A 26,186-nucleotide genomic window follows, 5' to 3' on the forward strand; every position below is an offset into this window, starting at 1 on the left:
GTCGCCGGCCGCTCGGACGAGGCGCTGGACGACCTGGTCGGCTTCTTCGTCAACACCCTGGTGCTGCGCACCGACACTTCCCCTCGCTCCGCTGGGGATGCCCCTCCGGTCGAGCCCTCCTTCGCCGAACTCCTCGGCCGGGTCCGGGAGACCCAGCTGGACGCCCACGCCCACCAGGACGTGCCGTTCGAGCGGCTGGTCGAGGAGCTCAACCCGGCCCGCTCGCTGGCCCGCCACCCGCTCTTCCAGGTGATGCTGCTGCTCCAGGGCGGCACCCCGGGGGCCGCGCCCGGCGACGCGCCGCTCGACCTGGCCGGGCTGCCGGCCGCCGTCGAGCCGGTCGGCGGGTACGCGGCCAAGTTCGACCTCTCCGTCGCGATGGGGGAGTCCTTCGACGCCGACGGCGCCCCCGCCGGTCTGGAGTGCGCGATCGACTACGCCACCGACCTGTTCGACCGCGAGACCGTCGAGGCGATCGCCGCCCGCTTCGGCCGCCTGCTGGCCGCCGTCGCGGCGCAGCCCGGTCGGCCGATCGGCCGGGCCGAGCTGCTGACCGAGCCCGAGCGCGCCGAACTCCTCGCCCCCGCGGAGCCGTTGCCCGCCGATGTGCCGCTGCTGCCGGCCGCCTTCGCCGCGCAGACGGCCCGCACCCCGGAGGCGACCGCGCTGGTCTTCGGCGCCACCCGGCTGACCTACGCCGAACTGGACGCCCGCGCCGAGCACCTCGCCGCCCGGCTGCGCGCGGCCGGCGCCGGACCGGACACGGTGGTCGCCTTGGCCCTGCCGCGCTCGGCCGCGACGGTGGTCGCCCTGCTCGCCGTCCTCAGGTCCGGGGCCGCCTCGCTCCCGCTGGACGCCGAGTACCCGGCCGACCGCACGGCGGCGATGCTCGCCGACGCCGCGCCCGCCCTGGTCGTCACCGACGAGGGCTGGCCGCTGCCGGACCTGCTCGCCGGTCTGCCCACCCTTCCGGTGCACTCCGACGAGCCCCTCGTCCCGAACCCGAACCCGAACCCGAACCCGGCACCCGTCGCCGCTCCCGACCCGGCCCACGCCGCCTATGTGATCTACACCTCCGGCTCCACCGGCCGTCCCAAGGGCGTGGTGGTGACCCACGGTTCGATCGCCGCGCTGCTGGCCCACCACCGGGCCGAGACCTTCGACGAGCCCCACCCCGGGCGCCCGCACGGCCGCCTGCGGGTCGCGCTGACCGCCTCGCTCTGCTTCGACGCCTCCTGGGACAGCCTGCTCTGGATGATCGCCGGCCATGAGCTGCACCTGATCGGCGACGAGCTGCGCCGCGACGCCGGCGCGCTCGTCCGGCACCTGCGCACCACCGGCGTCGACGCCCTCGGCATCACCCCCAGCTACGCCGAACTGCTGCTCACCGAGGGCCTGCTGGACGGCGAGGCCGCCCCGCGCCTGCTGCTCCTCGGCGGCGAGGCGGTCGGCCAGGCGCTGTGGAGCAGGCTGCGCGAGGCCGCCCCGCGCACCGCCGCCCGCAACCTCTACGGCCCGACCGAATCCACCGTCGACGCCCTCACCCAGCCCCTCACCGCCACCGACCGCCCCTCGCTCGGCCGCACCGTGCGCGGCACCCGCGCCTATGTGCTCGACGAGCACCTCGCCCCCGTGCCGCCCGGCGTCCCCGGCGAGCTGTACCTCGCCGGCGCGGGCCTGGCCCGCGGCTACCTCGGCCGCGCGGCCCTGACCGCCGAGCGCTTCGTCGCCGACCCCTTCACGCCCGGTGAGCGCATGTACCGCACCGGCGACCTGGTCCGGCGCACCCGCGACGGCGGCGTCGACTACCTCGGCCGCACCGACCACCAGGTCAAGATCCGCGGCTTCCGGATCGAACTCGGTGAGATCGAGCACGTGCTCACCCGCCACCCCGGCGTCCGGGCCGCCACCGTGACGGCCCGCGAGGACGGCGCCGCCGGCCCCCGCCTGGTCGCCTACGTGGTCCCCGGCTCCACCACGGCCCCGCCCGACCCGGCCGAGCTGCGCGCCTTCGTCGCCGAGTCGCTGCCCGGCTACATGGTCCCGACGGCGGTCGTCCGGCTCGACGCCTTCCCGCTGACCGGCAGCGGCAAGGTCGACCGGCGCGCCCTGCCCGCCCCCGACCTCACCGCCTCGCCCACCGGCCGCGCCCCGCGCACCCCGCGCGAGGAACAGCTCTGCGGCCTGTTCGCCGACGTGCTCGGCGTCACCGGCGTCACCGTCGACGACGGCTTCTTCGACCTCGGCGGCCACTCGCTGCTCGCCATGAAGCTGCTCGGCCGGATCCGCGCCGCCTTCGGCGCCGACCTCGGCATCCGGGCGCTGTTCGAGGCCCCCACCGTGGCCGGCCTCGCCCGCCGCCTGGACACCGCCGGGGGCGAGCGCTCCGACGCCCTGGACGTGCTGCTCCCGCTGCGCGCCGAGGGCAGCGGCGCCCCGCTGTTCTGTGTCCACCCCGCCGCCGGCATCAGCTGGGTCTACGCGGGCCTGCTGCGCCACCTCGACCCCGAGCGCCCGGTGTTCGGCCTCCAGGCCCGCGGCCTGCGCGGCGGCTCCCCGGCCTCGGTCACCGAGATCGCCGAGGACTACCTGCGGGAGATCCGCGCCGTCCGTCCGCAGGGCCCGTACCACCTGCTCGGCTGGTCCTTCGGCGCGGTGGTCGCCCAGGAGATGGCCGTCCAGCTCCAGGCGGACGGCCAGGAGGTCGCCCTGCTGGCCCTGCTCGACGGCCTCCCGGCCGACCACGCCGGCACCCGGCGGACCGCCCCGGCGTCCGACGACCCGGTCGAGACGCTGGCCGAACTGCTCGCCTCGCTCGGCTACGACCCGGCCGACGGGCGCGGCCGGGCCGAGCTGACCGCGCTGCTCGGCGAGGCCGCCGACGTCCTGCCCGACGTCTTCGACCTGCACCGCAAGCTGATGGCCGAGCACGTGCCGGGCCACTACCGGGGCGAGGCCGTCTTCGTCGGCGCCACCGCCGACAAGCCCGCCGACTGGCCCTACGAGGCCGCCTGGGCCCCGTACCTCACCGGCCCCGTCACCGCCCACCGGATCGACTGCGCACACGGCGCCCTGACCCAGCCCGAGCCCCTCGCACGGATCGCCGCCGTGCTGGCCGACACGCTTGGAGTGTGACCCGCGATGACCACGAGCACCACGACCGAGACCGCGGTCCAGCCGCCCGCGGCGGCCGACCGGCCGCCCCGCGGCCGCTGGGGCCTGTGGGCCCAGGGGAACTTCCGCAAGCTCTGGATCGGTGAGACCACCAGCGGTCTCGGCACCGCCGTCGGCAACGTCGCCCTCGCCCTGGTGGCGGTGGTCACCCTGGACGCCTCGCCGTTCATGGTCGGCGTGCTCACCGCCTCCGCCTGGGTGCCCTGGCTGTTCCTCGGCCTGCTGGCCGGAGCCTGGGTGGACCGCTGGCCCCGACTGAAGGTCATGCTGGTCTGCGACCTGCTGCTGCTCCTGCTGTTCGCCAGCGTGCCGGTGGCGGGCTGGTTCGACGCCCTGACGATGGCCCAGCTGATCGTGGTCGCGCTGCTGGCCGGCGCGGTGAAGGTGTTCTTCTCCACCGCGTACAGCGCCGTGCTGCCGTCCCTGGTCGCCAAGCCGGACCTGTTGGAGGCCAACGTCAAGCTGCGCTCCGGGGACTCCGCGGCGGAGATCGCCGGGCCCGGCCTGGCGGGCCTGCTCTCCCAGGTGTTCGGCGCGGCCAGCGGACTGCTCGCGGACGCGGTCACCTACCTGGTGTCGGCGTTCTGCCTGGGCACCATCCGGGCCGAGGAGACGCCGCCGGCCAAGTCCGAGCGGCGCGGCATCCTGCGCGAGATCGGCGAGGGCGTGCGCTTCCTGGTCCACGACCCCTACCTGCGCACCCTCGCCTCCTTCGCGGCCGTCGGCAACCTCGGCCTCAACGGCATCCAGGCGGTGCAGACGGTCTTCCTGGTCCGCAGCGTCGGGGTGTCGCCCGGCGGTGTCGGCGCCGTCTTCGCGGTGGTCTCGGTCGGCGGCCTGGCCGGGGCGGCCCTCGCCGGGCGGATCGCCCGCCGCTTCGGCACCGCCCGCGGGCTGCTGCTCTGCGAGCTGGTCGCCGCCCCGTTCATCCTGCTGCTGCCGATGGCCGGCGCGCGGCTGCCGCTCGCGGTGAGCGCGGTCGCCTGGTCGGTCGCGGTCTGCGGGGTGATCGCCGGCAACGTCATCGCCGGCAGCTTCTACCAGGCCTACTGCCCGCCCGCGATGATCGGCCGGATCCGGGCCAGCGCCTCCACCGTCAACTTCAGCGCCATCCCGGTCGGCGCCCTGCTCGGCGGCTGGCTGGGCGAGGTGCTCGGCGCCCGGACCACCATCTGGATCATGGCGAGCGTGCTGCTCTCCGCCGGCGCCGTGCTGCTGAGCAGCCCGCTGCGCGCCATGCGGGACTTCCCGGAGCGCCCGGCCCACGCCTGAGCGCCGCCGCCTCCCGAGCCCCGCCGCTCCACCCACCCTCTCACCCTCCCGGAGCCCGCCATGACCCGCACCGCCCGCCCCCGCCGCTACCTGATGTGCCGTCCGACCCACTTCGAGGTCAGCTACGCGATCAACCCGTGGATGGACCCGGCCAAGCCGGTCGACACCGACCTCGCGGTGGCCCAGTGGGAGCGCCTGTACGAGCTGTACGTCGACCTCGGCCACCGCGTCGACCTGATCGACCCGCTGCCCGGCCTGCCCGACATGGTCTACGCGGCGAACGGCGCCACCGTCGTCGACGGCCGGGTGCTCGGCGCCCGGTTCCGCAACGCCGAGCGGGCCGCCGAGGGCCCGGCGTACCTGGAGTGGTTCCGGGCGCACGGCTTCACCACGCTCGACCCGGTGCACGTCAACGAGGGCGAGGGCGACCTGCTGCTGACCGACCGCTACCTGCTGGCCGGGCGGGGCTTTCGCAGCGTCTCCGCCGGGCACGCCGAGGCGCAGGAGTTCCTCGGCCGCCCGGTGATCGGGCTGGACCTGGTGGACCCGCGCTTCTACCACCTCGACACCGCGCTCAGTGTGCTCGACGGCGATCAGATCATGTACTACCCGGGCGCGTTCTCGGCCGGCAGCCGGGCGGTGCTGCGCCGGCTCTTCCCGGACGCGGTGCTGGTGGGGGAGGAGGACGCGGAGGCGTTCGGGCTCAACGTGGCCAGCGACGGGCTGAACGTGGTGATCCCGGAGCCGGCCACCGGGGTCGCGGCCCGGCTGCGCGAGCGCGGCTTCCGGCCGATCGGGATGGACCTGTCCGAGCTGTTCAAGGGCGGCGGCAGCGTGAAGTGCTGCACGCTGGAGATCCGGGAGGCCGTCTGACCTGGGACGACGGCGATCAACACGCCGATCAACGCGGCCGATCGACGCACGCTGCTCGTGCGTCGATCGGCCGTTGAACGCCCCTTGCCATGCTGATCACGTCAGCCGGGGAGAGCCCGGCGCAGCCCCTTCCCGACAGGGAAGACCACTTGAGGAGCAGTCATGGCGAAGCGTTCGACGATCGGTAGCGCCCGGATCAGCCTGGCCGTCGCGGGTCTCGGCCTCGGCGCCCTGCTCGCCCTCGGCGGCGCGGCCGGCACCGCGATGGCGGACGGCGCGACCGGCACGGGCAGCGGCACCACCGCCCCCACCGCGACGCCGACCCCCACCCCGACCCCGACCGACGGCAGCGGTCACTCGGACTGGAACAGCACCGGGTCCTGAGCTCCGGCAGTCCGAACAACCGCGCGCAGAACCGTTTCTGCCCGTACCCGAGCCACCAGCGCTCACCGAGTTACCAGCACTCACCGAGCCACCCCCGCTCACGGATCGACCAGCGCGAACGCCGGCTCCGCGAGCAGCCCCGCCACCTCGGCGGCCTCCGGAAGCCCCAGCCGCTGGAAGATCGCGTGGGCCTCCCGCAGCCGCGCCCCCGCCTCGGCCCCGCGTCCGAGGTCCGCCAGCGCACAGCCGAGCACCACCAGCGCCTGCGCCTGGTCCCGCTCCGCCCCCAGCTCCACGCAGAGCGCCAACGCCTGCTCCGCGTGGTCCAGCGCCTCGTCCGCCCGGCCCAGCTCGCGCAGACTGTCCGCCAGCCGGTAGCGCGCGTGCGCGGCCCGGTCCCGCAGACCGGCCGCCACCGACACCGCCAGGCACTCGCCGAACCAGGTCACCGCCTCCTCGTGCCGGCCCAGTGCGTGCAGCGCCAGCCCCAGCACGTACAGCGTGTACGCCCGGCCCGGGTCGTCCTGCCGGGTCCGCAGCTCGGCCAGCACCTCGTGGCAGATCGTCACCGCCTCTTCCGCCCGGCCGCTGCGCACCCGCGCCAGCGCCGCGTTCACCGTCGTCACCAGTGCGCCGGAGCGGTGCCCCAGCCGGTTGGCCAGCAGCAGCGCCTCGTCGTAGTGGTCCACCGCCTCGTCGTAGCGGCTGAGGAACTGGCAGATCAGACCCAGGTCGTTGAGCGCCTGCCGCAGCACCACCGAGTCCTCGGCGGCCCGCGCCGCCTCCACCGCCCGCCGGGACGCCTCCTCGGCCGCCTCCAGTCGGGTCGCGGCCAGGGCGACGTTGCCGCGCAGGAAGTGCGCCCGCCCCTCCGCCCGGACGTCGCCGTCCCGGGCTGCCGCCTCGGCCAGCGCGTCGGCCGTCGCGGCGAGCTGACGGCTCGGCGGGGTGAGGACGAACGGGGTGAGCGCGATCAGCAGGTCGATCGCCGCCCGCAGCGCCGGCCCCCGCCCGGCGGCGGTGTCGGCGGCCACCTGCGCGGCCAGCGCCACCGCGCCCGCCCGCTCGACCGTCGCCCACTCGCGGGCGGCGTCCCGGCCGGGCAGCGGGACGCCGGGGGAGTGCGCCGGGCCGAGCGCGCCCGCCGCCGGGTCGCCCGGCACGGCGTGCTGGAACGCGGTGCAGGCGGTGGCCAGCAGGTGGTCCAGCAGCCGGTCCCGGGCCGCCACCGCCTCCCCGCCGTCCGCTGCCCCGCCGTCGGCTGCCCCGTTCGCTCCGCCGGCCCCGTTCGGTCCGTCCGCCCCGCCCGGTCCCTGCGCCGGTCGTCGGCGCGCGAACGCCCGCAGCAGGTCGTGGTACCGGTAGCGACCGGGGAACGGCGACTCCAGCATCGCGACGTCCACCAGCGCCTCCAGCAGGTCCTCGGCGTCGTACTCGTCGAGGTCCAGCAGCGCCGCCGCCGCCGGCAGCCCGATGTCCGGCCCGTCCACCGAGGCCACCAGCCGGAACGCCCTGGCCTGGTCCTCCGCCAGCTGGCGGTAGCTCAGTTCGAAGGCCGCCGCCACCGCGAGATCGCCGATCCGCAGCTCGTCGATCCGCCGCCGCTCCACCTGCAGCCGTCGGCTGAGCGTCTCCACCGTCCAGCCCGGCCGCGCCGCCAGCCGGGCGGCCACGATCCGCACCGCCAGCGGCAGGTGCCCGCAGGCCACCACCAGCTCCCGGGCGGCGTCCGGCTCGGCGGCCAGCCGCTGCGCGCCGATCGTGCGGCCGAGCAGGTCCAGCGCCTCCTGCGGCTGGAACACGTCCAGGTCGACCTGCACGGTCGCCGGCAGTCCGGCCGGTCTGGTCCGGCCGGTGGTGAGCACCGCGCAGCCCACCGCCCCCGGCAGCAGCGGCCGGATCTGCGCCGCGTCCTTGGCGTTGTCGAGCACCAGCAGCAGGCGCCGGCCGTCCACCACCGAGCGGAACAGCCCCGAGCGTGCCTCCAGTCCGTCCGGCACCGCGTCCGCCGCGACCCCGAGCGCCACCAGGAAGCCGCTGAGCACCGCCTCCGGATCGGCCGGCACCGGGTCCGAGCCGCGCAGGTCCACGTACAGCTGGCCGTCCGGGTAGGTCTCCCGGACGCGGTGCGCGACGTGCAGCGCCAGCGCCGTCTTGCCGACCCCGCCCATCCCGACCACGGTCGCCACCACCAGCGCCTGCGACGGTTCCGCCGCCCCGCCCGCGCCGTCGCCCGCGCCGTCCTGCGGGGGAGCGGCCAGCGCCTCGCACAGCACCCGCACCGGCGCCGTGCGCCCGGTGAAGTCGGCGGCGTCCGGCGGCAGCTGGGCCGGTCTCGGCGGCGCGCCCGACGGACGGCCGGCCCGGCCGGGCGCCGGGGCCGCGTCGGCGCCGCTGCCCGGGTCCGCCGCACCGCCCTCCGCGTCCGCCGCCTCCGCGCGGTCACCGGTCACACCCTCCGCCGCCGGGGCCGGGACCGGCGGCGCCACGGCCGCCGCGCCGGCGCCCGGAGCCTGCGGCGCCGCCAGCGCCGGATCCCCCTCCAGGATCCTCCGGTGCAACTGCTCCAGCTCCGCCCCCGGCGCCACCCCCAGCTCCGCCAGGAACAACTGCCGCACGCCCCGGAACACCGCCAGCGCGTCCGCCTGCCGCCCGGCCTGGTAGAGCGCCCGCATCAGCAGCCCGTACGCCCGCTCGTGCAGCGGGTGCTCGGTGGTGAGCGCGGTCAGCTCCGGAATGCACCGCGAGTAGCGGCCCAGCGCCAGGTCCAGGCCGATCCGCTCCTCCAGCAGGGTCAGCCGCAACTCCTCCAGCCGCTGCCGGTGCCGCTCCGCGAACGGCCCGGGGATCCCGGCCAGCGGCTCGCCCTGCCACAGCTCCAGCGCCTGGTTGAGCAGGTCGCGGGCGCGCAGCGGCTCGGCCCGGGCGGTCCGCTCCGCCTCGGCGGCCAGCGCCTCCGCCTGCGCCGCGTCCACCGCCAGCTTGGGCAGCACCAGCCGGTAGCCGTCGCCCATCGAGACCAGGACGCTGCCCGCCGCCTTCTCGCCCGGCTCCCCGGACCCACCCGTTCCGCTGCTCCCGGCGGGCTCCACGGCGTCCAGCACCTTGCGCCAGCGCCACGCGTACGTCCGCACCGTGGTCATCGCCGCGCCCGGCGGCTCCTCGCCCCACAGCGCCGCGATCAGATCCGTGGCGCTCGCCGAATGACCCGGTCGCAGGAGCAGTACCGCCAGCATCGCCTGCTGCTGCGGGCTGCCCACTTTGAGCGCCGTCGCGCCGCGGTGAGCCCGCATCAGACCCAGTACGGAAAAACGGAGATCGCCCATCCTGCCCCCTGCCACCCAGGACAGTGCCCGCCCCGCTCGTGCACATGTCAGCTATGTCTGTGACGTTATTAACCACCGGCTCGCGCGCGGTGTCGAGGCTCCGTTGAGCCTGTGGTGACCGCACGTTGAACCCGACCGGCCAGAATCACCGTGCCGGGGCCCGCCGGAGACGGTCCGGTCCGCCCCTCCTTCACCTCCGCGACCGGGTACCCCTGGTAACCGGCCGTGATTGCCCCCGCCCTCGGCCGTCGGCGGCGTCGGGCGCCATGACGATACCTTCGGAGGCGGACGTCCGTGAACACCGCTCTGCTGTACAACTTGCTCGACGTCGACCCGGCCGACGGGCCGGCCGAACTGCTCCACCGCGCCCGCGGCAGCCGCCACCTGCCCCACCTCGTGCTCTCCGCACTGGCCCGCGACGACGTCCGGATGGGCGAGCCCGCCCGTGCCGAGCTGCGCCGCGCCCGCACCCGCGCCGACCACTACGCCCGCCTCGCCCACGACCTCGCCCGCTCCACGGGCGTGCGCGCGATCCACGGCATCCCGCTGGCCGGCTACTACCCGGCCGACCTGCTCCGGCCCCAGGCCTCCCTGGACCTGGTCGCCCCGGGCGAGGCCGCCCTCTGGCAGGCCGTCGTACGGCTGGTCACCGACCACCCCGTGGAGACCATCGACGTCACCCTGCTCGGCGACCGCCCGCACCACACCGCCGTCACCGTCCGCTGGCCCGCCGAGGACCCGCTGCTCGACCCCTGGTACCGCGTCCACCTCACCACGGCCGCCCTCCCCGGCGACCAGGCCACCGTGCCGGTCCGCCCCTACCTCGTCGCGGACGACCACGTCGAGTGCCTGATCGCCCTCGCCGAGGCCCGGCTGCACACGCCCGCCGGGGCCGAACCCGACCCGCTGACCCTCCTCGACCTCTCCTGTCTCACCCACCAGTCCTTCGAACCCGCCGAGACCGCCGCCGTCCTGGCCGCCTACCGGCTGGCCCCCGAGGCCGCCGCGCTGCTCGACCTCGCCGCCCCGCGCCTCCCGCTCGGCACCCTCGCCGCCGTCCGCGCCGCCCTCACCCCCGAACTCGCCCCCGAGCACCGCCGCCGCGGCGACGCCACCACCACCCCCCGGCTGACCGCCCGCCACGGCACCCTGCTGCGCCGCACCGTCATCCGCCACACCTGGGACGAGGCCCGCCTCCTCCCCGCCCCCGACCGCGCCACCCTGCTGCTGACCCCCGTCGCCGACTACCTCCTCGGCCCGGCCGGCCGCACCACCGCGCTGGCGGCCCTCCAGCAGTGGGACGAGGAGCAGTGACGTCCCGTCAGTCCACGATCTCCTCCGCCTCGCTCAGGTCCTCCACCCGCACCGGCCGTTGCCCCTCGAACCACACCCCCACCCCGAAGGGCTCACAGCACGGCAGATCCCCTTCCGCGAACCGCAGCATCCACCCGTCGACATAGACGTCCACCTCAGGCCCGTCCAACGCCGCCGCCTCCTCGGTCACCCCCCACGCGGCACAGACGAACCGCCGTGCCTCCGCCACCACCGCGTCCAGGTGCTCCAACACCTCCCCGAGCCCATCGAGATCCACCGCCCCGACGTCCTCACCCGCCTCCACCATCACCTGCACGCCCACCCCCCACCGCTCCGGCTCCGCCAGCCCCCACACCACGAGCCCACCCGGCCCGTCACACACGTGCACCAGTGGTCCCACGCCCTGCATCGTCATCCCGCCAAGCTACAACCGGGGTACGACTACGACGGCGTGGGGTCGGCGGGGCGCTCCCGCCGGGCGCCGGACACCACGCCGGTGAAGTGGAGACCGAGACCCACCATTCCGCCGAGCGACCCGGCCAGGTTCGTGCTGCTCCCCAGGTACCGCAACACCCGCGACGACCCCGCCGGCCGTCCCCCGTCCCCACCGGCGGGGCCGGTGCCTTCCGGCTCGGCCACGGGGCCCTCCTCGGCGCGCTCCATGGATCGTTACGGTAGGGCAGTGCGGTGGTGCGCCACAGCCGCTTGCTGCGACGGGTCCCGCACCGGATCTTCTTCGACGAGAGGCGGGCGGCATGACGGACCACCGGGCGGAACTCGGGGTGATCGGCGGGTCGGGGCTGTACGCGCTGCTCGACGACGTGACCGAGGTGGCCGTCGAGACGCCGTACGGGCCGCCGAGCGACTCGCTGTTCCTCGGCGAGGTGGGCGGCCGACGGGTGGCGTTCCTGCCGCGGCACGGGCGGGCGCACACCATCCCGCCGCACCGGATCGACTACCGCGCCAACCTCTGGGCGCTGCACGCGCTCGGGGTGCGGCAGGTGCTGGGGCCGTGCGCGGTGGGCGGGCTGCGGCCGGAGTACGGGCCGGGGACGCTGCTGGTGCCGGACCAGTTCGTCGACCGCACCGCCGCCCGGGCGCAGACCTTCTACGACGGCGTGCCGCTGCCGGACGGCTCGGTGCCGGGTGTGGTGCACGCGCCGATGGCGGACCCGTACTGCCCGGCGGGGCGCGCCGCGGTGCTGGCTGCGGCGCGCGGGGCCGACTGGGAGCCGGTGGACGGCGGCACGCTGGTGGTGATCGAGGGCCCGCGCTTCTCCACCCGCGCCGAGTCGCGCTGGTTCACGGCCAACGGCTGGTCGACGGTCGGCATGACCGGCCACCCGGAGGCCGTGCTGGCCCGTGAACTCGCGCTCTGCTACACCTCGTTGAACCTGGTCACCGATCTGGACGCGGGCGTGGAGACCGGCGCGGGCGTCACCCACGCGGAGGTCCTGGAGGTGTTCGGCCGCAACGTCGACCGGCTGCGCGGCGTGCTGTTCAAGGCGCTGGAGGCCCTGCCGGCCGTGCGCGACTGCCCGTGCCGGAACGCCCTCGACGGCTTCACCCCGGGCCTGCCCGGTCTACCCGGCCTGGACGGCCTGCCGGGGGAGTAGCCCGCCCCGCTGCTCAGCCCCTCAGCCGTCGAGCAGCGCGCGCAGCCACCGCTCCTCGCGCTGCTCGATGTACCCGGTGTTCGCCAGCCAGGTGTCTCCGTGCCCTTCCTGCCACAGCCGCGTCCACGGCTGGACGCCGAGGCCGGCCTGCTCGCGCAGGAAGTCGTGCATGGCCCGGGTGCGCCGCCCCAGCAGCGGGACCAGCAGCCGCCGTTCGTCCTCGTCGAGGCCGTAGGCGTCGACGAAGGCGCGCAGCCGGCCGGCGGCGTCGGCGCGCCGGAAGGCGGGGTCCGCGGCCAGTGGCAGGAATCCGTGTGCGGCGTAGGCGAGGTCCCAGAGCCGGGAGCCGGGCGCGGCCGTGTCCCAGTCGATGATCGTCCAGCGGTCGGGCCCCTCGTCGACCACCAGGTTCCACGGCGCGAGGTCCTGATGGGCGATGATCTCGCCGGCCGCGGCGGAGTCGTCCCGCATCAGCACCTGCCACCGGGCGTCGGCCGGTGGCGTGAAGCCGGCCACGGCGTCGTGGAACTCCCTGATCAGCCGGGCCACCCGGGTCAGCCGTGCCACCGGGTCCAGCAGGGCGAAGCGGTCCGGCCAGACCACCCGGCCCGGCATGAACTCCAGGACCTCCCGGCCCTGTTCGTCGATGCCCAGCGGTCGCGGCGCGGCCCGGAAGCCGGTGTCGTGCAGGTGCGTCAGCAGCGCGTGCACGGCGGGCGTCCACGGGCCGACGGGGCGCCGCACGGTGTTCCCGATCCGGACGACGGCCGCGGTCGCGTTCCCGCCGGTCAGCCGTTCCTCGTCGTGACCCTTTCCTTCGTTCACGCGCGGACGGTACCGCTTCCAACCGGACGGGCGCACCCGTATCTCGCCGAGCCGGAACGGACGAGAACGAACCCGGCCGGACTTGACCAGCCGATGTGAAGGAACGCTGTATCCCGCGCAAGGATTCTGTCAGCATTTCCTCATGGAAATCCGCCGCGTCACCCGCGCCGAGGACGTCCAGGCCGCCGGGCACCTCTTCGACTCGCCACCGCTCCCCGAGGCCACCGCGCGGTTCCTGGCGGACGACCGCCACCACCTGCTCGTCGCCTACGTCGACGACGCGCCGGCCGCGCTGGTCACCGGGGTGGAGACCACCCGCCCGGACCGGGGCACCGAGATGCTCCTGCACGAGCTGGGCGTGGACGCGCGGTTCATCGGGCGCGGCATCGGCCCGGCGCTGACCACGGCCCTCGCGGACCTGGCGCGCGACCTGGGCTGCCACGGCATGCGGGTGGTCGCGGACGCCGACAACCCGGCGGCCCGCTCGGTGTACCGCTGCGCCGGGGGCATCGCGCAGTCGGGGTCGCGGGAGGTGCTCGTCTGGTCCTTCGACGACACCGGGACCGCCCCTTTCTGAGCCGCTTTCCGAGCTCCTTCCGATCCCCCGTCCGCTGCCGCCGGGAAACCCGGTGGCGGCCCCGCCCGCCGCGGACGACGATGTCCGGCATGAGCGACCAACCCGCGCGATGGACCGAGGCGACCGTCTACCCCGACATGTGGATGGACCCGGACGACGACCCGCGTTCCCTCGAAGGCCCCGCCCCGGACGGCGAACTGGCCGTCCTGCTCGACTACATCAAGAACTACCGCCTCACCCTGCGTCTGAAGTGCCAGGGCCTGGACGCCGAACAGCTGGCGCGCCGCTCGGTGCCGCCGTCGACGATGTCGCTGCTCGGCCTGGTCCGCCATCTCGCCGAGGTGGAGCGCGACTGGCACAACTGGATCACCGACGGCGAGCCGCTGCCCAAGCTGTACGGCCCGCGCGACGCCGACTTCGACGGCGCCGTCGCCGAGCAGGCCGTGGCGGACGCCGCGTTCGCGGACCTGGAGCGCGAGCAGGCCGCCCTGGACGCCACCCTGGCCAGGCACTCCGCCGACCTCGGCGCGCGCCTGGGCCGGGAGCAGATCGCGGTCCGCGAGTTGATGGTGCACATCGTCGACGAGTACGCCCGCCACTGCGGTCACGCCGACCTGCTGCGCGAGTGCGTCGACGGCCGCGTCGGCCAGTAGCAGCGGGACGGGCCGGGACAACCGGAGGGGGCGGACGCCGCGACGTGCGGCGCCCGCCTCCTGCTCGAGCGCGGGCCGGGTCAGATGATCCAGACCCCGGTCACCCAGACGTTGCCCAGCGGGATGTTGGCGCCGGCCCCGAAGCCCAGGTAGGTGGTGGAGCCGTTGGCGTTCTCGATCCTGACCTGCCCGTTGTTCACGCCGGACGTGACCTTGGTGACGCCCTGGATGTTGGCGTACCCGTAGCCCGGGGTGCCGGCGTAGCAGTAGGACTTGTTGCCGTTGCTGTAGTAGATCGTGATCCCCCTGGTGGGACACGACACCTGGTCGATGGCACTGGCCGGCACCGCCGTCGCGAGCCCTCCGGCCAGGACGCCGGCGGTCAGGGCCGCCGCGGCGAGCTTCCTGCGAGTGTCCATGATCATTCTCCCCTTGTGAGCCTGCACCGATGGCACTTCGCGCACTCGCCCCGCCGTCGTGGCGGCCGAGCCGTGATCGAAGTCGTGGCTCAACGATCGACTGCCGGAAGCGCGTCGACCAGGCTTTTGCATGAGCATGCAAAGGCTCCCAGTGAAGCTCCCGTGAAGCTCCGAAGCGGGGTGGCAGCGCGCGCCAGGCGCACCCTTTCTCCGTGGTCCGCGACACGACCCCTCCCCGAACCCGGCGGAGCCACCCCGTAGCGCTGCGTGCGGGGCGTGTGACAGGGCGCACGCGCCGGGTGCCCCCCGCCCCCGGGGGTCGGTTCAGCCCCGGCCGCGGACCAGCAGCGTGCCGAGCGCACCGGCCTGCGGGTTCGCCACCACCCGGGCCTCGACATCGTCGAAGCCGTGCCGCTTCAACAGGTCGGCCCACTGCGCGGCCGTGTGCTGCCACCGCAGCACGGTGAGCTCCTCCTCGCGGCCCTCCAACCACCGCCCGCCCATCGGCTGCGCCCCGTACGCACCGACGGCCGGTTCGCGATGGGAGAAGGCGAAGACACCGCCAGGGGCCAGGCGCCGCCGCACGCGGGGGAACAGCTCCTCGGGATCGGTGAACCAGACCGCGCCCCACGTCGAGTAGACGGCGTCGAACGTGCGCACCTCCTGGTCGAGGAACGCGCAGGCCTCCGCGGCCACGAACCGCAGGTTTGCCAGGTCCGCCCAGAAGCCGCGGGCCCGGGCCACCTGAACAGGGGAGAAGTCCACCGCGACCACCTCCACCCCGCCCCGGGCGAGGAACGCGGCGTTCTCCCCCTCGGCCGGGCCGAGATCCAGCGCCCTTGTCGGTGCGCCCAGGACCTCGGCACCCCTGGCGTGGTCCGCCTCCCACAGCGGCCGGTCCACCGCGAACCCGTGGTCCGCGATGACCTGCGCGGGGTCGCCCGCGGTGATCCGTCTTGGTTCCGCTCACGCCGCCGGGGCCGCGTCCGAACGCATCGGACGCGGCCCCGGCGGAGCTTCGGTGACGGACCGTCAGCGCACCGGCTGCGGCGCCGGCCGTGCCACGCGGGCCGCCGGGGCCTTCGCCGTGCCGGCCGAGGCCGCCGCGCCCAGCGCCGTGCCGCGGGTCTCCTCGGCCCAGAGCACCGAGACCAGCAGGCCCGCCGCGGTGACGGCGGCGGCGATCAGCATGGTCGGCCCGGTGCCGATCCCGGACAGCGACAGCGGCAGCAGGAAGGTGCCGACGGCCGCGCCGATCCGGCTGACCGAGGTGGCCACGCCGACGGCGGTCGCCCGGATCTCGGTCGGGAACAGCTCGTTGGGGTAGGTCCAGTCGAGCACGTTCGGCCCGCCGCACAGGAAGGCGTAGGCGCAGAGCGCGACGACCACGACGGCGGCCGGGGCGTCCGGCCAGATGCCCAGGACGGCCAGCGGCACGATCATCAGCGCGAACGAGCGGATGATCACGGGGCGGCGGCCCCAGGTGTCGATCAGCCGCAGCGCGGGGTAGCAGCCGAGCAGGAAGACCAGGCTGATCAGGCCGGTGCCGAGGGTCTCGACCATGGTCCCGCCCGGCATGCCGAAGGCCTCCAGCAGCTGCGGGCCGAAGGTGAGCATCGCGAACAGCGGGGCGACCTGGCAGAGGAAGAACAGTCCGCAGAACAGCGTCCGGCGCCGGTAGGGCGGGGTCATCAGCAGGCGCAGGCCGGTCGGCGTGCCGGGGGCGGTGCGCTCGGGCATCAGCTCGCGGCCGTCGACCTTGACCCCGAGGTGCCGCTCGACCAGGCGGACGGCCTCGCCGACCCGGCCGTTGGCGGCCAGCCAGCGCGGCGACTCGGGCGAGCCGCGGCGGATCACCAGGAAGACCACGCACAGCACGGCGGAGCTGCCGAGCATCCAGCGCCAGCTGCCGGGGCCGCCGATCTCCAGGAAGAGGTAGCCGGTCAGGTAGGCGAGCACGGCGCCGGCGTACCAGGCGACGATCTGCTGACCGAGCAGCCGCCCGCGGTGCTTGGCGGGCAGCCACTCGGCGAGCAGGGAGGTGGCGATCGGGTAGTCGGCGGCCACCGCCATGCCGAGCACGAAGCGCAGCAGGGCGATCGCCCAGACCGCGTCGACCCAGAACGACAGCACCGAGCAGACGATCATGACGAGCAGATCGGCGGTGTACATCACCTCCCGCCCGATCTTGTCGGTCAGCACGCCGAAGAGCGCGCCGCCGACGAACATGCCGACCAGCGCGGCGGCGCCGATCAGGCTGACGTCGGCGGTGGAAAGGCCCAGTTCGGGGCGCATGCCGATGAGGGCGACGCCCACGATGCTCAGGATGTACCCGTCGAGCAGCGGTCCACCGGAGCAGGCGAGGGCGAGCCTGCGGTGGAAGGCGGTATACGGGGCGTTGTCGATAGTGCGGGACATTCGTTCGGGTCCTCCGGGCCGCACCGCGTGCTGTCGCACCCGTGCGCCGCGTAGACGATCGTGGGAGGCCCACCCGGAAGAGCGGGCCACTCGCCCGGTGTCCACCGGGCGACCGTCCACAGTTGCCCGGGCCGGAAGGGTGTCCCCCGGGGGCGAAGGTCAGCAGAAAACGGGGCGAACGTCCCGAATCGGACGGGCCCTCGGCCCGTGCCGAAGCCGCCCCCGCCCTGCAACCCCGGGCCGAACGCGCCCCCGGAGCACCCCCACACCCTCCGATGTGACGCTCGGCACCCCGCGGGCTACTGACCGCGCCGCGCGGCCCCCCGCCCGCCCGGGCGCCGACCTCGCACCGTTCGCCCACCTCGACGGCTGGTGCCGTCGATCACCGTGCCCCGCGCCGTCCGGACGGCCCGGGGCACGGTGCATCCAGGTCTTGGGCCCGGCGGGCGCGGGGGCAGGATGAAGCAGGCCACCTCCTGGTTGCCCTGAGGGCGGGACCTTCGTAGCCGCATGGGACAGGACGTGTTGTGGACACGTCACATGTCGTAGTGCTCCCCGTCGTCGCCCTGGACCCGGGCACTCAGCGCCTTCGCCAACCGACACATGGTCGCGACCATCGCATCCGTAGGGTTCTTGGCCCAGATCTGCCCGGCCCTCCACCACAAGGGCTCGCCAGACGATTCCCCGCCCTTCCGCAGAACGAGCTCGACGACCCTCTCCGGGCAGCCTTCGGGCAACGGGACCACCACGAGGCCGGGGTCTGCGGTGACCGCTCCCTCCCACTCCGCCGCGCTGATGTCACTGCCCTCTTCGTCCCACCAGTACCCACGCCGGGTGATGTGCAGGTCGTAGCCCATGGCCGTCCACCGTAGACCCGCACACGCTGCGCCCGCACTGCGGTGGAGCGTGGACCTGACCCTCGCCGGGATCCCGGTCGCCTCGAACAAGGCCTTCACGCCGACCACCTCGCCGGGCCGGCGAAACCGCCGCGCCCACCGACCCGTTCCCCCCTCGGTACCGACCCGGCGCGGCAGCGCCGGCGGTCCCGCCTGGGAGCGGGACGGCCGGGCCCTCCGGCGAGGGGCCCGGCCGTCCGAGCGTGCCGTGGTCGGCCGGTCAGAGGCCGATGTCCGTCAGCCACTGGCCGGTGGTGCGGCTGGTGACGCCGAGCAGCTTCTGGGCGGAGTTCTCGGGCGTGATCGAGCGGTCGGCGAGCGTGCTCATCGCCTCGTAGACGGCGGCGACGCCGGCGGCGGGGCCTTCGCCGATGAAGGGGGCGACCGAGGCGCCGAACTGCTCGGGGGTGGTCGGTTCGAAGGCCACGTCCTTGCCGAAGTGGGTGCCGAACGCCGTGGCGAGGTCCGGTCCGGTGGGCGCCGGGTACTGGCCTATGGAGACGACGCCGGTGACGTCCGGGCGGTCGAACAGGGCGACGGCGGCGTCGGCGATGTCGAGGTGCGACGCCCAGGACACGGGGAAGTCGGCGCGGATCGGGTAGGGCAGCGCTCCCCGCTCGTGCACCGCGCCGATGACGAACGGCAGGAGCAGGTTCTCCAGGTACAGCGTGGGCTCGATCACCGCGTGCGACAGCCCGCTGTCCGCCAGGCCGCGGACCAGCTCCGAGGCCGCGCCGCCGGTGCCCGGGTCGATCGGGGCGCCGCTGGTGGAGAACACCACGCGGGCCGGGCGGGCCTCGCGAAGGGCGGTGAGGATGTTGCGCGCATAGGTCTGGCGGTCCTCTTCGGAACCCATCGGCAGGTGGACGAACACGCCTTCGGCGCCGCGGTAGACGTGGGTCAGCTCCGCGACGGAGTCGTATCCGGCGGCCACCACGCGCGCGCCGTCCACGACGGCGTCGGCCTTACGGGTCGGAGCGGTCACGGACTTGCCCGCGGCGGCGAGAGCGGCGACGACGGGGGCACCCTGGGCGCCGGTGGCGCCGTGAATCACGTAGGTCATGGCGTCAATTAGTGCATGCGATGCATCAGTTACATCAACTGCACTAATGGGGTACGGTCAACAACGTGACCGATTCCCGTCTCCCCGAGTGCGGTGTCGCCCGGTTCCTCACCCTGCTCAACGGCCCGTGGGCCACCCTGATCGTGCGGGAACTGCTGCACGGCCCCCACCGCTTCAACCAGCTGCGCGAGGCCCTGCCCGGTATCAGCCCGCACACCCTGACCAGCCGGCTGCGCCAGTTCGAGCGGCACGGCATCGTCACCCGCACGGCCTTCGCGGAGATCCCGCCGCGTGTCGAGTACGAGCTCACCCCGCTCGGCGAAGGGCTTCGCGACGTCCTGGAAGCCATGGGGGCCTGGGCCACGGGAGTGCCGGATCCCGCGGCCGACGCCGCCGGTTGAGGGTCGCTGATCAGTTGCTCGCGCGGATGCTACCGCTGTGCGGAAGCGGACCGACTGGTCCTCAGTCGTTCCCGGGGTCCGGAACCACACCGCCCGACTCGGTCGGCGCCTTGGACTCGACCGTGCCGTCCAGGCGGATGCCCCGCATCAAGGTCCACATCACCAGGGCGCTCCCGCAGACCACGCCGCAGTCGGCGAGGTTGAAGACCGGCCAGTGCGGCAGTTGGATCCAGTCCACGACGAGCCCCTGCCCCGGGGAGGGGGCCCGGAACAGCCGGTCGACGAGATTCCCGGCCGCCCCGGCGATGACCAGCCCGAAGGAGACCGCCCAGACGGGCGTGCGGATTCGGGGCGATATCACCAGCATGAGGACGATGACCGTCGTCTTCACCGCGGTGAAGAACCATGTCTCCCCCTCGCCGATGGAGAACGCTCCGCCCGAATTGAAGGCCAGCGTGAATTTCAGAAGCCCGCCGAGTGCCTCGGTCGGATCGAGCCCCGAGAAGTTCGTCAGCGCTATCTGTTTGGTGATGAGATCCGACGCCAGGAGCGTGACTGCCACGGCTGTCATGGTTCCCAGCCGTCGAGGCATGTCACCGGGCGAGGAAGCTCCTCGCGCAACCTGTGGACGTAGTAAGCCAGTCATGGCCGCATTGTAGGTGGCGGCGGTACGTGCACGAGTGCCCGCAGGATCGTGAGCGCACCGTCAGAGGGCGATCGATAGCGGAATCCCCCCAACTGTCCGGCTTTGACCGCAGCGCCATGTCCCGAAGGAGCAGCGAACCCTGTTCGGCGCCTTGGCGCGCGTTCTGGCCCATGAGTGCGCGGACCGGCCGGAACGAGTGCGCTGCGTGGACACTCGTGTGGTCAGGGCGTCCGAATCATTCGACGTTGGTAACCTTTTGAGGTGTCTCTAGTGCTCCATTTCATTGGCGCTACAGTGCGCATGCTTATCAATGGCGGTTCGTGGTGGATTGCGCTGATCGGGAGTGCTGTGGCGATTTCGGTCTATGTGGCGGTCAAGGCATATCGACGCAACAGTCGTCCGCGGTCAGCCCGGCCCGACGTTGAGAACCCATCTCATTCGGGCGACCGGGCCTGTCCTGTCGATCTCGACCGTCCAACGGTCACGCTCCGATGAAGCTCACTGTTTCCGTCAGGTCCGCCCGCCCGGTGCGCAGCTGCCGCACGCCCTCCTTCTCGAACCCCACGGAGACACCGCAGAACAGCACGAGTCCGTCGCCGGCTCCGACTGCCCGGCTGACGGTCTCCCGGTACACGGTCCACATCACCTGGGGGCAGCTGTGCAGCCCCTCGGCCTTCAACAACAGCATGACCGTCTGCAGGTACATCCCCGCGTCAGCCCACTGTTCGGGCCCCATCGTCCGGTCGAGGTAGCAGAACAGGACGGCCGGCGCCCCGAACGCCTCCGAGTTCAGGGTGGCGATCTTCCTGGGCCGGTCTGGGTCGTCGCGCTCGATCCCCAGTGATTCGTACCGCTGGGCGGCGGCAGCCGCAAAGCGGTCCAGATGCGGCGAGGCCAGCCCGGCCGGGTACATCGGGTACTCACGCTCGTCGCCGGGGTCTCCCGCCAGTGCCCTGGCTGTCGTGGTCCGCTTGAGCTCCGCCAAGGGTGTGGTTGAGTGCCTGGGCGGCGGCTGCTGACCAGATCTGTTCGGCCAAGATCTCCGGACTCAGCGTGCCGTCGACGATCACGTCGCATTCGTCTCGCAGCGGTTCGATGTAATGCTCGTGGGCCGCCCGCCGGTGCTCTACATAGTTCCGCAGGAGAACCTCGATCGGGAAGCCGCCCCTGACGCACTTTCGTTCGATCTTGCGGGCCAGCCGAAGGTCCGCCGCGAGATCGATGAAGACGTCGAGGCGGAGGCACGACTGCTGTGGGGTGACCCGGCGGGCGAAGAGCCCGTCGACGATCACGACGGGGGTGATGGCGAGCGCGGCGTCAGTGTCGGCGTCAAGCCGCTCAATATCCACCGAACCGGGATCCCCGACGTCCAGGCGCGGGACTCCGGCCTCGTCGCATGTCCAGATTCCTCGCTCCGGGGCGGTGAAGTAGTAGTCGTCGCCGTGCAGCACGCTTGCCGGACCTTGCACGGCAGACGACACGAGGGCATGGGCCAACGTCGTCTTGCCCGCCCCTGCACCACCGGTCAGTGTCAGCAGCACGTGATCCCCCTCCTCTCGATCGATGGACCGAGGATCGCACGACGGAGCCGCGCTCACGCTGCTGTCAGTGTCGGTTCCACGACCTGGCCGCGTTCGAACCGGGCTCCGGCGCGGACGAGCGGGACGAGCGGGACGAGGTGGGCACCGTTGACGGAGCGCCATCGGGCCTGGGCCGACTCGACGAGCTCGAACACCATCGCCAGGCCAGCGGCGCGGGAGCCGGCGCCCTTGGTGACCTTGGTACGGAGCCGGACGGTGGCGAAGGTCGACTCGATGGGGTCACTCAGGTTGAACTCGTCATGTCGTGGATGCTGAGAGTCGGTGATCCTTGGGTATGCCGTCGTCGTGCGATACGCGCTGGGGGGCGGGTTCACTGCCCAGGAACAGCAGCGCCGGGAGCGGGTGCGGCTTGATGCCGTTGAGCGGTTCGAGCGTGGTGACAGCAACAGGATGATCGCCGCCGACCTGCGGGTCACGGTGCGATCGGTGGAGCGGTGGCGGCGAGCCTGGCGCGAAGGTCGCTCTCCGGCCCTGGAATCGAAAGGGCCGCAGTCGCCTCCACGCTTGAGCGAGCGGCACTTCGCCCAGTTGGAACGAGAGTTGGAGAAGGGGCCACTGGCTCACGGCTGGGAAGGCCAGCGGTGGACACTGGCGCGGATCAAGACTCTGATCGGCCGTCGCTTCCACGTCTCCTGCACGGTTCAGGGTGTCTGGAAGCTGTTGCGGCGTAACGGCTGGCCCTGCCGGCAGCCGATCCGCCGGGCGATCGAGCGCGACGATGGTGCGGTCGAGGTGTGGAAGAAGCAGGTGTGGCCGCAGGTAAAAGCCTGGCGGAGGCGATCGGGGCCTGGGTGGTCTTCGAGGACGAGGCCGGGGTGTCGATGACACCGTCGCGGGCTCGTACCTGGGGACGCTGCGGCTGTACGCCCGTCGTTCGGGTGCGTGGTCGCTCCCGCCGACGGATCTCGATCGCCGCCCTGACCTGCTACAAGCCCGGCGAGCGGTCCCGGCTGATCTACCGGCCCCGGCTGGACGACGGCCAGGGGCGGACCAAGGGCCGCAAGAGCTTCGCCTGGACCGACTACCGGGACCTGGTCACCGTCGCACACCATCAACTCGGCGGCCCCATCGTTCTGATGTGGGACAGCTTGAACACCCACCTGGCAGCGGGCATGAAGGAGTTCATCGCCGCGCGGGACTGGCTGACCGTCTACCAGCTGCCCGCGTATGCCCCGGATCTCAACCCGGTCGAGGGGATCTGGTCGTTGCTGCGGCGAGGGTTCCTGGCCAACGTCGCGTTCGCCGACCCCAACCGCCTCGTCCGGACGGTCAGACGGGGTCTACGAAAGATCCAGTACCGGTCCCAGCCATCGACGGCTGTCTGGCCGGGACCGGCTTGATCATCGCGCCACCTTGACCACCGACATTGCGAGTTCAACCTGAGTAGGAGCATCCGGGTCAGATCGTGGGCCAGGCCGACGTTGTCGCTACTGGTCGATCCGATCCTCCCCAGAGGCCGGCCCTGCCAAGGAATTCCTCACCGTAACCGGGTGCTTCTTCGTCTTCTTCGTCTTCTTGCGGAGCTTCTGAGTGGCGAGGGTGATGCCTGCAGTGATGCCTGCGGTGATCAGGCTGGCCGGGAGTTCCCCGGCCAGGCCCTTCAGGATCTCGACCCAGATCTCGTACATCTGTGCGCCCAACTCCTTCTGAATGCGGGGTGGATGACTCCATCTCCGCGCACTGGAAGGATCAGCAGGGGGCAATTGCGGCACGTTGCGGAAACCTGCGGCCGCCCTGAGTAAAAGACCAGGTCGGTATGCGTTGCAGGCCGACGCAGTTGATTGCAGCGAGGGGAACTGAGGTGGACCCGGAGCGGGTGGGTACGGCTGATGAGTTGCGGCGTGCGCTGGCCGAGCTGATGGCCACCAAGAGCATGAGCTTCCGCCAGCTGGTGTCGGCGACCGGCATGCGGGACGTGACAGTTCGCAGCGCGGTGACGCCGGGGGCGGCGGGGTTCTTCCGGCAGGACACCGTCGAGGCTCTGGTGCAGGCACTTGGGGGGCCGGTGCGGCCGTGGACCGCGGCTTGGGAGCGGGCGGACCGGGACCAGCGAGGGAAGGCTGGCCGTGCGCCGACTGTCGCCGAACTTCAGTACCGGCTGGAAGAGGTGACGGCCCAGCTGAAGGCTGTGCAACGCCGCCTTGACCAACTGGAGCACCGAGCGTCAGTGCCCCGGGCTGACCGGGAGCACCCCTCTTGGGCGAGAAGTGCGGCTTTCGGCCGGTTGGCTGCCAGCCTTCCCAAGCCGGATTTCGGCAGTGTGGTGTGGGTGCCCAGGCTTCCGGATCCCCACGCCCCTTTGAGCCATGAACCACTTGTGCCCAGCTACTGGTCCGCAGAAGTAGATGAGCTGCTGGCCGCGATCGTTGATCTCATGCGGCCGGTGAGCCTGCCGGATCTGATGGTCCGCCTTGCGAGCGTCAGGTTGGAGGTGGTCTCCGTCATGTCGACCGAGGACTTGAAGGACAAGGACAACTCGGTCTACCCATGCAAGACGGTCGACGCCTACCTGACGACGGTACGTCAGCTCATCGCTGATTACTTCGAGTTGGTATACGCGATGGAGATCACGTCAGGTGATGCAGGTCCGATCGCCCCTCAGGCTGGGGTAGACCGAACCAGGCCCTGACTCCGGTGTCACCAGAGTCGGCCTGGGCCTGTTCGCCCCATGGCGCCCCCGCCGGTTACCGTGCTCGGCCAGCCCAGCTCCCTGGGCCAGCCGGGGACCCGCCGACATGGACGGCATTGTGGAGGTCTCGTTCCCGCCGATCGGGGAAGCTTGAGAACAGAAGGATAATGATCGATCACTTTCCCTCGAAGAACTGTTGCGCTCGGCGACTGGTGAGGGTGTCGGGGTGGTCGGCGCCGAGCACACGGATGCTGTCCTGGATCACGGCGTCGAGAAGATGGGCTGCCTTGGCCCGCTCCCTCGCCACCCCAAGGCTGACGGCATGGTTGTAGCGGGCGTCGAGAGTGCTGGGGTGGTCGGCGCCGAGCACACGGATGCTGTCCTGGATCACGGCGTCGAGAAGGCGGGCTGCCTTGGCCCGCCCTCCGGCTTCCCCAAGATTGGTGGCGTGGCCGTGGCGGGCGGCCAGGGTGCTGGGGTGGTCGGCGCCGAGCACACGGGTCATGTCCTGGATCACGGCGTCGAGAAGGCGGGCTGCCTGGGCTCGGTCGCCGGCTTCCCCGAGATTGGTGGCGTGGCCGTGGCGGGCGTCGAGGGTGCTGGGGTGGTCGGCGCCGAGCACACGGGTCATGTCCTGGATCACGGCGTCGAAAAGACGGGCTGCCTTGGCCCGTTTCCCCGCTTCCCCAAGATTGGTGGCGTGGCCGTGGCGGGCGGCCAGGGTATTGGGGTGGTCGGCGCCGAGCACATGGACGCTGTCCCGGACCACGGCGTAAAGAAGGCGGGCCGCCTTGGTCCGCTCGCCGGCCTCCCCGAGATTGATGGCGAGATTGAAGCGAGCAGTCAGGGTATTGGGATGGTCGGCGCCGAGCACATCGGCGCTGTCAAAGACCACGGCCTCAAGAAGGCGGGCGGCCTCGACCCGCTCCCCCGCCGCTCCGCGGCTGACGGCATGGCCGTGGCGGGCGGCGAGGGTGGCGGGGTGGTCGGCATCCGGCGGGTCACAAGACGTTTGGGTCCCGGCGGTCGAGTCTTTCCCAGCTGGGGGTTGGTCCGGGTTGTCCGGGACGACCTCCGTGTGGTCCGGGTTGTCCGGGACGACCTCCGTGTGGTCCGGGTTGTCCGGGACGACCTCCGTGTGGTCCGGGGTTGCGGCCGGACTATCGGGCTCGGCCTGGTTGGGGTATGCGGCCTGTAGTTCGTCGGTGATGCGCTGAAGGGTCTGTTCGTCGGTGTCGTTGACGGACGCTGCCCGGGCGAGGGCCCGGTCGATGTCGTCGGCGACCGGGTCCGCCCCTGCGCGGGTGTTGCCCGCCGTCGTGTGCGTGATGCCGTCCGCGGCCGCCGAGGGGTCGGTGCTGTGGTCTCGGGCGCGGAGCTGCTTGAGTGCATCGGTCAGTTCGTCAACCTCCTGCTGCACCCGGGCCGCGAGGTCCTCGGCCTGCCGCTGCTTGTCCCGCGCGCGATCCAGCTCCTCCTTCGCGCGACGCTCCTGGTCCAATGCGCGTGTGAGCCGCTGCTGGGTGTCCTCGAGTTCCCGGCGGTCACCGGCCCGGTGGAGGAGCCCATCTCGTTCGGAGGACAGGCCCTGCACTCGGCCGACCAGGGTGTTGATCATGGACAGCAGCACCATGACCAGTTGCGTCGAGTGCTTCGCCGTCTCCTGCAACTCGGTCTGTCGCTCCAGGGCCCGGGTCAGGCGTTCATATGTCTCCACCTGCTGCGCGCGTACCTGTTCAAGTTGACCGGCCAGGGCCGTGGTGCCGTCCTGGTCCGCGCGCCGGTCCTTCGGGTTCCTGGCCTCCGTCAGCAGGCGGCGGCCCTCGGCCTGCAGCCGCGCACACCGCGGCGGGTCGGGGGCGGTCACCTTCACCAGCAGGAGCACGAAGCGCTCCTCGGGGACCGGATCGCCGGACAGGTACTCCCCGACCCGCGTCTTCGAGTAAGGCACCCGCTCCGCGACGGACGTCATCGTCAGCGGGCTCTCGTCGATCCGCGCCCGTAAGAAGATCGCCAGCGCCTCGGCCTCCGGCGTCCGTGCCCGGATCGGCCCCCACGGCCTGCCCATGTGAACTCCCGCCCCTAACACCGGTCGTGTC

23 protein-coding genes and 3 pseudogenes are annotated in these 26,186 nt (G+C 72.8%); 12 read left to right on the plus strand and 14 right to left on the minus strand.

Features of this window, described 5'->3' with window-relative positions:
* The 4 genes from ACFVUH_RS23235 to ACFVUH_RS23250 form a co-directional block, all read left to right on the plus strand.
* A partial coding sequence (locus tag ACFVUH_RS23235) for an amino acid adenylation domain-containing protein (RefSeq protein ID WP_387915173.1) occupies nt 1–3,135 on the plus strand: 3,135 nt, incomplete at its 5' end.
* Nucleotides 3,136–3,141: 6 nt separating this feature from the next.
* Nucleotides 3,142–4,446 carry an MFS transporter gene (locus tag ACFVUH_RS23240; protein ID WP_355371851.1) on the plus strand — a complete coding sequence of 435 codons (1,305 nt, stop codon included), beginning with the start codon at nt 3,142–3,144 and terminating at the stop codon, nt 4,444–4,446.
* Nucleotides 4,447–4,506: 60 nt separating this feature from the next.
* Nucleotides 4,507–5,319: a dimethylargininase gene (gene ddaH, locus ACFVUH_RS23245; protein WP_355371854.1), complete on the plus strand. Its 813-nt coding sequence runs from the start codon at nt 4,507–4,509 to the stop codon at nt 5,317–5,319.
* 162 nt (nt 5,320–5,481) lie between these two features.
* The gene (locus ACFVUH_RS23250; RefSeq protein WP_387915174.1) at nt 5,482–5,703 is read left to right on the plus strand and encodes a hypothetical protein; all 222 of its coding nucleotides are present in this window, start codon (nt 5,482–5,484) and stop codon (nt 5,701–5,703) included.
* 98 nt (nt 5,704–5,801) lie between these two features.
* Here the strand turns inward: ACFVUH_RS23250 and ACFVUH_RS23255 are convergent, their stop codons facing one another.
* Nucleotides 5,802–8,996 carry a BTAD domain-containing putative transcriptional regulator gene (locus ACFVUH_RS23255; protein WP_387915175.1) on the minus strand — a complete coding sequence of 1,065 codons (3,195 nt, stop codon included), beginning with the start codon at nt 8,994–8,996 and terminating at the stop codon, nt 5,802–5,804.
* Between the two features lie 327 nt (nt 8,997–9,323).
* Here ACFVUH_RS23255 and ACFVUH_RS23260 point away from each other — a divergent pair, with 327 nt between their 5' ends.
* Nucleotides 9,324–10,343 (plus strand): hypothetical protein, encoded by a 1,020-nt coding sequence (locus ACFVUH_RS23260; protein ID WP_387915176.1) that lies wholly within the window; start codon nt 9,324–9,326, stop codon nt 10,341–10,343.
* 7 nt (nt 10,344–10,350) lie between these two features.
* On the opposite strand, the gene ACFVUH_RS23265 is transcribed toward ACFVUH_RS23260, so the two are convergent.
* Nucleotides 10,351–10,758, minus strand: coding sequence for a hypothetical protein (locus ACFVUH_RS23265; RefSeq protein ID WP_387915177.1), 408 nt, complete (start codon nt 10,756–10,758; stop codon nt 10,351–10,353).
* A 340-nt stretch (nt 10,759–11,098) separates the two neighbouring features.
* Between ACFVUH_RS23265 and ACFVUH_RS23270 the strand changes: the two genes are divergently transcribed.
* A complete protein-coding gene (locus ACFVUH_RS23270) occupies nt 11,099–11,959 on the plus strand; it encodes an S-methyl-5'-thioadenosine phosphorylase (protein WP_387915178.1) in 861 nt (286 codons plus the stop codon).
* A 21-nt stretch (nt 11,960–11,980) separates the two neighbouring features.
* Here the strand turns inward: ACFVUH_RS23270 and ACFVUH_RS23275 are convergent, their stop codons facing one another.
* Nucleotides 11,981–12,784, minus strand: a complete 804-nt coding sequence (locus ACFVUH_RS23275) for a phosphotransferase enzyme family protein (protein WP_387915179.1) — start codon at nt 12,782–12,784, stop codon at nt 11,981–11,983.
* 142 nt (nt 12,785–12,926) lie between these two features.
* On the opposite strand from ACFVUH_RS23275, the gene ACFVUH_RS23280 reads away from it, so the two are divergent.
* Together ACFVUH_RS23280 and ACFVUH_RS23285 are read left to right on the plus strand one after the other, a co-directional pair.
* Nucleotides 12,927–13,361, plus strand: a complete 435-nt coding sequence (locus tag ACFVUH_RS23280) for a GNAT family N-acetyltransferase (protein ID WP_355371877.1) — start codon at nt 12,927–12,929, stop codon at nt 13,359–13,361.
* An 80-nt stretch (nt 13,362–13,441) separates the two neighbouring features.
* On the plus strand, nt 13,442–14,014 hold the full coding sequence (locus ACFVUH_RS23285) for a DinB family protein (RefSeq protein ID WP_387915180.1): 573 nt from the start codon (nt 13,442–13,444) through the stop codon (nt 14,012–14,014).
* 80 nt (nt 14,015–14,094) lie between these two features.
* Here the strand turns inward: ACFVUH_RS23285 and ACFVUH_RS23290 are convergent, their stop codons facing one another.
* From ACFVUH_RS23290 to ACFVUH_RS23310, 5 genes are all read right to left on the minus strand, one after another.
* Nucleotides 14,095–14,433 carry a hypothetical protein gene (locus tag ACFVUH_RS23290; RefSeq protein ID WP_355371882.1) on the minus strand — a complete coding sequence of 113 codons (339 nt, stop codon included), beginning with the start codon at nt 14,431–14,433 and terminating at the stop codon, nt 14,095–14,097.
* Between the two features lie 324 nt (nt 14,434–14,757).
* The gene (locus ACFVUH_RS23295) at nt 14,758–15,336 is read right to left on the minus strand and encodes a class I SAM-dependent methyltransferase (protein WP_387915181.1); all 579 of its coding nucleotides are present in this window, start codon (nt 15,334–15,336) and stop codon (nt 14,758–14,760) included.
* Between the two features lie 129 nt (nt 15,337–15,465).
* Complete coding sequence (locus tag ACFVUH_RS23300; RefSeq protein WP_387915182.1) at nt 15,466–16,851, minus strand: MFS transporter; 1,386 nt, start codon at nt 16,849–16,851, stop codon at nt 15,466–15,468.
* A 536-nt stretch (nt 16,852–17,387) separates the two neighbouring features.
* On the minus strand, nt 17,388–17,708 hold the full coding sequence (locus ACFVUH_RS23305; protein WP_387915183.1) for a hypothetical protein: 321 nt from the start codon (nt 17,706–17,708) through the stop codon (nt 17,388–17,390).
* 259 nt (nt 17,709–17,967) lie between these two features.
* Nucleotides 17,968–18,810: an SDR family oxidoreductase gene (locus tag ACFVUH_RS23310; protein WP_387915184.1), complete on the minus strand. Its 843-nt coding sequence runs from the start codon at nt 18,808–18,810 to the stop codon at nt 17,968–17,970.
* A gap of 65 nt (nt 18,811–18,875) precedes the next feature.
* On the opposite strand from ACFVUH_RS23310, the gene ACFVUH_RS23315 reads away from it, so the two are divergent.
* Nucleotides 18,876–19,211, plus strand: coding sequence for a winged helix-turn-helix transcriptional regulator (locus ACFVUH_RS23315; RefSeq protein ID WP_387915185.1), 336 nt, complete (start codon nt 18,876–18,878; stop codon nt 19,209–19,211).
* A 61-nt stretch (nt 19,212–19,272) separates the two neighbouring features.
* On the opposite strand, the gene lspA is transcribed toward ACFVUH_RS23315, so the two are convergent.
* From lspA to ACFVUH_RS23335, 4 genes and pseudogenes are all read right to left on the minus strand, one after another.
* Nucleotides 19,273–19,773: a signal peptidase II gene (gene lspA / locus ACFVUH_RS23320; protein WP_387915186.1), complete on the minus strand. Its 501-nt coding sequence runs from the start codon at nt 19,771–19,773 to the stop codon at nt 19,273–19,275.
* 565 nt (nt 19,774–20,338) lie between these two features.
* A pseudogene (locus tag ACFVUH_RS23325) lies at nt 20,339–20,845 on the minus strand (nitroreductase family protein); the annotation flags it as partial.
* Complete coding sequence (locus ACFVUH_RS23330) at nt 20,778–21,398, minus strand: uridine kinase (protein WP_387915187.1); 621 nt, start codon at nt 21,396–21,398, stop codon at nt 20,778–20,780. The pseudogene ACFVUH_RS23325 and the gene ACFVUH_RS23330, both read right to left, overlap by 68 nt.
* A 53-nt stretch (nt 21,399–21,451) precedes the next feature.
* Nucleotides 21,452–21,682 (minus strand): annotated as a pseudogene (locus ACFVUH_RS23335) (IS256 family transposase); the annotation flags it as partial.
* A gap of 61 nt (nt 21,683–21,743) precedes the next feature.
* Between ACFVUH_RS23335 and ACFVUH_RS23340 the strand changes: the two are divergent.
* Together ACFVUH_RS23340 and ACFVUH_RS23345 are read left to right on the plus strand one after the other, a co-directional pair.
* Nucleotides 21,744–22,283, plus strand: a complete 540-nt coding sequence (locus tag ACFVUH_RS23340) for a transposase (RefSeq protein ID WP_387915188.1) — start codon at nt 21,744–21,746, stop codon at nt 22,281–22,283.
* Nucleotides 22,280–22,815: pseudogene (locus ACFVUH_RS23345) on the plus strand (transposase). Before ACFVUH_RS23340 ends, ACFVUH_RS23345 begins: the two are co-directional and overlap by 4 nt.
* 70 nt (nt 22,816–22,885) lie before the next feature.
* On the opposite strand, the gene ACFVUH_RS23350 reads toward ACFVUH_RS23345, so the two are convergent.
* Nucleotides 22,886–23,086, minus strand: a complete 201-nt coding sequence (locus ACFVUH_RS23350) for a hypothetical protein (protein WP_387915189.1) — start codon at nt 23,084–23,086, stop codon at nt 22,886–22,888.
* Between the two features lie 173 nt (nt 23,087–23,259).
* Between ACFVUH_RS23350 and ACFVUH_RS23355 the strand changes: the two genes are divergently transcribed.
* The gene (locus ACFVUH_RS23355) at nt 23,260–24,087 is read left to right on the plus strand and encodes a hypothetical protein (RefSeq protein WP_387915190.1); all 828 of its coding nucleotides are present in this window, start codon (nt 23,260–23,262) and stop codon (nt 24,085–24,087) included.
* A 175-nt stretch (nt 24,088–24,262) separates the two neighbouring features.
* On the opposite strand, the gene ACFVUH_RS23360 is transcribed toward ACFVUH_RS23355, so the two are convergent.
* Nucleotides 24,263–26,155, minus strand: coding sequence for a tetratricopeptide repeat protein (locus ACFVUH_RS23360; RefSeq protein WP_387915191.1), 1,893 nt, complete (start codon nt 26,153–26,155; stop codon nt 24,263–24,265).
* Nucleotides 26,156–26,186 lie beyond the last annotated feature (31 nt).

It is taken from the genome of Kitasatospora sp. NPDC058032 (genome assembly GCF_042885845.1).
In the GTDB taxonomy this organism is placed as follows: Bacteria; Actinomycetota; Actinomycetes; order Streptomycetales; family Streptomycetaceae; genus Kitasatospora.